Below are 3,858 nucleotides of genomic sequence, written 5' to 3'. Positions count from 1 at the left end.
AGCATGATACCGACCGACTGCCGATCGAGACGCGGCATGACGAGACCTATAACTTCCGCTTCCGGCCTGCCCATGGCTTCGGACTGCAACTGGTGCAGCGCGAGGACGGTGCGGTAGGCGACGCCTATCACATCATCAACGGTTCCACGGTGGTCCTCGACAGGGGCTATCATCCCTGCGTGGCCGCACCTGGCTACGAGATGTACTATTTCACTATCCTGGGCGGGCTCAGCCAGCGGCCGCTGGTGCAGTTCTTTCAGCCAGTTCATGCCTACCAGATCGAGACGATCCCCGGCATCAAGGACATGATCGCGAAGTTCAAATGACCATCGCCACCATGCGCCAGCTGCTCGATGCCGCCGAAGTGGGCCGCTATGCGGTCGCCGGCCTCGTGGTGCTGGGCTGGGAGGACGCCGTTGCCTTCGTTGAGGCGGCGGATGAGACCGGGCTGCCCATCATCCTGCAGGCGGGACCGGGTTGCCGGCGCTACACGCCCATCCCCGTTCTGGCGCGCATGTTCCGCCATCTCGCCGATCAGGCGCGCGTACCCATCGCATGCCACATCGACCATGCCACGACACTCGAGGAATGCCTCGAGGGGATCGAACATGGTTTCACGTCGGTGATGATCGATGGGTCTTCACTGCCGCTGGCGGACAACATCGCCCTGACGCAACGGGTTGTCAGCGCTGCCTGCCCGGCAGGCGTTTCGGTGGAAGGCGAAGTCGGCTTCGTGGGCTACGCAGAGGGGCGTGGCTCGCGTTTTACCGCGCCGGAAGAGGCCTCGCGATTCACGGCGGAAACCGGCATCGATGCCCTCGCCATCTCAGTTGGAAACGTGCACCTGCAGCAGGAGAAGACCGACGGCGTCAACTTCGCTGCCCTGGGCGCCGTCGAAGCGGCGACGACCGTTCCGCTGGTGATGCATGGGGCAAGCGGCATCCCACCCACCACCCGCAAACTTCTGGCCCACCAGCATCGCGTGAGAAAATTCAACATCGGAACCGAACTCCGCCAGGCGTTCGGCACAGCCTTGCGAAAATCGCTGGCCGACCAGCCTTCGAGCTTTGACCGCATCGAACTGCTCAAGCCGACGATCGCAGCCCTTCGCGCCGCAGCTCGCGACGCAATCACCGGGATCGGTCCCGCTACGCTTTCCTAGACCGGGCGCAGCGTGCGGCGTTCGACCAGCGTGCAACGGAACTTGCGCGAACCAACACTGTCCGTGCCGCTCTCGACCATGGTCGTGACCATGTCGACCGCGGCGCTGATGATATCGCCAATGGGCTGGCGGATGGTGGTCAGGCAATAGGACGGCCACGCCGACATGGCGATGTCATTGAATCCAAGGATCCCGATCTGGTCCGGCACCCTGACGCGCGCCTCGACGCAAGCATCAAGAGCACCCATGGCGAGAATGTCGTCACCACAGAAGACCGCATCAAAGCCGCCGTCTCGCAACAACTCCTTCATAAGAGCCTGCCCGGCCTCGTGGGAATAGGCATTTCCAAATACGGAGCGCACGGGGTGCAGGCCATGCTTCCGAAGGGCCTTGGTCAAGCCGTCGAGCCGGTCGACCGTCGAGGTTGCCGATGCAGGCCCACCCAGAAAGGCGATGCGTCTGTAGCCATGTTCGACGAGAACTTGGGCGGCAAGTCGGCCGCCTGAAACGTTGTCGACGCTGGCCACGGCGACTGCGCCCGACCGCCGCACCCTGCCGAAGGCGTGCACGAGCGGAAGACCGCCGGCCCTACATCCCGCAATAAACGGATCAGGTAGCGTTGATGACGCCACGATGACGCCGTCCACACTGTATTGAAGGAGCATGTCCAGGGCAGAAGACGATTCGGTGGCAGCCGACAGGTTTGCGAGCAGCGGACGAAAGCCCCGCACCTGAAGCCGGCGCGTGAAGAGATCGAATATCTCCATGAAGGCCGGGTTGTCGAAATTGTTAGACACCAAACCGATGAGATTGGTTCGGCCCGTCATCAGGCTTTGCGCCATGAGGTTTGGCCGGTAGCCCAGTTCACCCGCCGCGATCAGAACCCGCTCTCGCGTTGCCGGCGCCACGCTCGCACCCGCCGTAAAGGTCCGAGACACAGCAGAAATCGATACGCCAGCCCGCTCGGCAACTTCGCGGGCCGTAAGACGGCGGACAGGCGGCAGCGAGGACTTGATTGACACGTTCAGCTCTACAGGACTTCCCTGTACACGATAGCTGGCTCCCGTTGCGACGGCAAATCCATCGCCTGATGCGGAAAGCATGCCTTCCGGTCCTGAATACGGCCTCCCGTGATACCGAACCGCAACAAATTCGTGCCGGAATACACTGGGTAGCGCACCAGTTTCCAAAGCGGCTCAGATCTGTCGCGCGTGGCTGCTGTATGGGTGGCCTCTACTGGGGAGAGTTTCTGTTTATATCGCGAGTTCAATTATATACGAGTTAAAAGCTTTATTCCGCATGGTGCGCCAGATTCTCTACCTTGCGAATGAAGCTCATGACTGAGGCTCTAAATTTCGAGCGAGCGGTTGTCACTTCGGCGCCGCAAAACATTGGATCGATTAGTCGTCACCCGGTTGACATCGTAGTCGAAGCTACAGGGACCAGGCGGGGTAGTGGCGGATACCCGGGAGACTGCGATCCGTCTCCAGCCCTTGTGTTTATTGCAAATGGCCGGGTGCGGTAGATCAGCGGTCAGCCACCAATCGAAACCCGAGATAGGTAGGGGGTGTGCCCGTAGCGCAGCCGCCGGAAGCCGGGTTTCCAACAAAGACCGACATCGCTGCTTCATGCGCCCCTGACGCTACATAGGCGGGACAGTCCTTGTCATTGAGTTCTGATTTGTAGCAGGTCGATGTCCACTCCCAGACATTTCCATCCAGATCAGAGATGCCGTCCGGAGTAGTCGAGAATGACCCGATGGCGCGTACAGGTCCACCAGGGGTGTCCTCCTGGCCATAGTTGGCTGCCCAGGCCAGCCGTGGATCCTTGAACAGAGGTTCAGGCTTTGGCTTGGCTAAACTGCGGTCAAGCTCGCGCCATTCTGCGAGTGTCGGAAGGCGTAGCTTGAGACCGCTCCGGGACTTAGCCCAAGCGATGTAATCTTGCACATCAAACCAGTTGACGCCTGTGACAGGCGCCGATTTACGGAGTGCCGACACGGGCGGAGCATGGGCACACGCCTTTTCCTGATAGCATTTCCTCCAGGAGTCTATGGTCACCTCATAAACCGACACGTAGATCGTCCGCCCCGCGTCGCTCGCCATTTGGACCGGAACCATTTGGTCACGGAAGGAGCGGTCCAGGGGGAGGCCCACCCAAGACGTGGCAACCGCCCCCAGGACAATCGCTATGGCGCTACGAAACATCTTGTCAGGCCTTCATCGGACCCGGCTTTGATACCTGCATCATAAGGTCGTCATTCCATGTGCCGTCGACTTTGATATGGGCAGTTGCACCCAACAACACGGCCTCAATGAGATTGTGATTGACGTAAGCGTAGATGCCAGGCTGGCGGAACTTGTAGAGTGCTGCACCGGCAGAGCCGCCGCGAATGAACCAGGTCTCAAGACCCACTTCCGGTGGGTTGCCGAACTTGCCCGTCTCCCAGACGTAGTCGCCATGTCCACCGATGATGTGAGGGCGCGAGTCACGATTGGATTGGCCGTGGATGAATAGCACGTGGTCGCCAACTTTAGCCTTCATTGCGTTCTCGCCCGTCAATGCGCCAACCTTGCCATTGAACACAACATGGCTTGGGATCAGCGTGCGCATGACATCGAGACTGTCGGACAAATCTTCGCCGGCACTTTCATACTTCTTGAAGGAGCCGTCGGTTTCGCGCGGAATATAGAAAT

Annotated in this window: 4 protein-coding genes and 1 pseudogene; 2 read left to right on the top strand and 3 right to left on the bottom strand. The window is 60.1% G+C overall.

What is annotated here, in order from left to right:
• On the top strand, positions 1–326 hold a 326-nt coding region (locus tag WCJ41_RS20485), incomplete at its 5' end, for a 5-deoxy-glucuronate isomerase (RefSeq protein ID WP_336907687.1).
• Positions 323–1,162, top strand: coding sequence for a class II fructose-bisphosphate aldolase (locus WCJ41_RS20480; protein ID WP_336907686.1), 840 nt, complete (start codon positions 323–325; stop codon positions 1,160–1,162). The genes WCJ41_RS20485 and WCJ41_RS20480, both read left to right, overlap by 4 nt.
• Here WCJ41_RS20480 and WCJ41_RS20475 read toward each other — a convergent pair.
• From WCJ41_RS20475 to WCJ41_RS20465, 3 genes and pseudogenes are all read right to left on the bottom strand, one after another.
• Complete coding sequence (locus WCJ41_RS20475) at positions 1,159–2,184, bottom strand: LacI family DNA-binding transcriptional regulator (RefSeq protein WP_336907688.1); 1,026 nt, start codon at positions 2,182–2,184, stop codon at positions 1,159–1,161. The two genes, WCJ41_RS20480 and WCJ41_RS20475, sit on opposite strands and share 4 nt — an antisense overlap.
• Positions 2,185–2,688: 504 nt before the next feature.
• On the bottom strand, positions 2,689–3,267 hold the full coding sequence (locus tag WCJ41_RS20470) for an SUMF1/EgtB/PvdO family nonheme iron enzyme (protein WP_336907685.1): 579 nt from the start codon (positions 3,265–3,267) through the stop codon (positions 2,689–2,691).
• 106 nt (positions 3,268–3,373) lie between these two features.
• Positions 3,374–3,858 (bottom strand): annotated as a pseudogene (locus WCJ41_RS20465) (nitrite reductase, copper-containing); the annotation flags it as partial.

This window comes from Aestuariivirga sp. (genome assembly GCF_037139295.1).
Lineage (GTDB): Bacteria > Pseudomonadota > Alphaproteobacteria > Rhizobiales > Aestuariivirgaceae > Aestuariivirga.
This window is presented reverse-complemented; position numbering and strand designations above follow the sequence as displayed.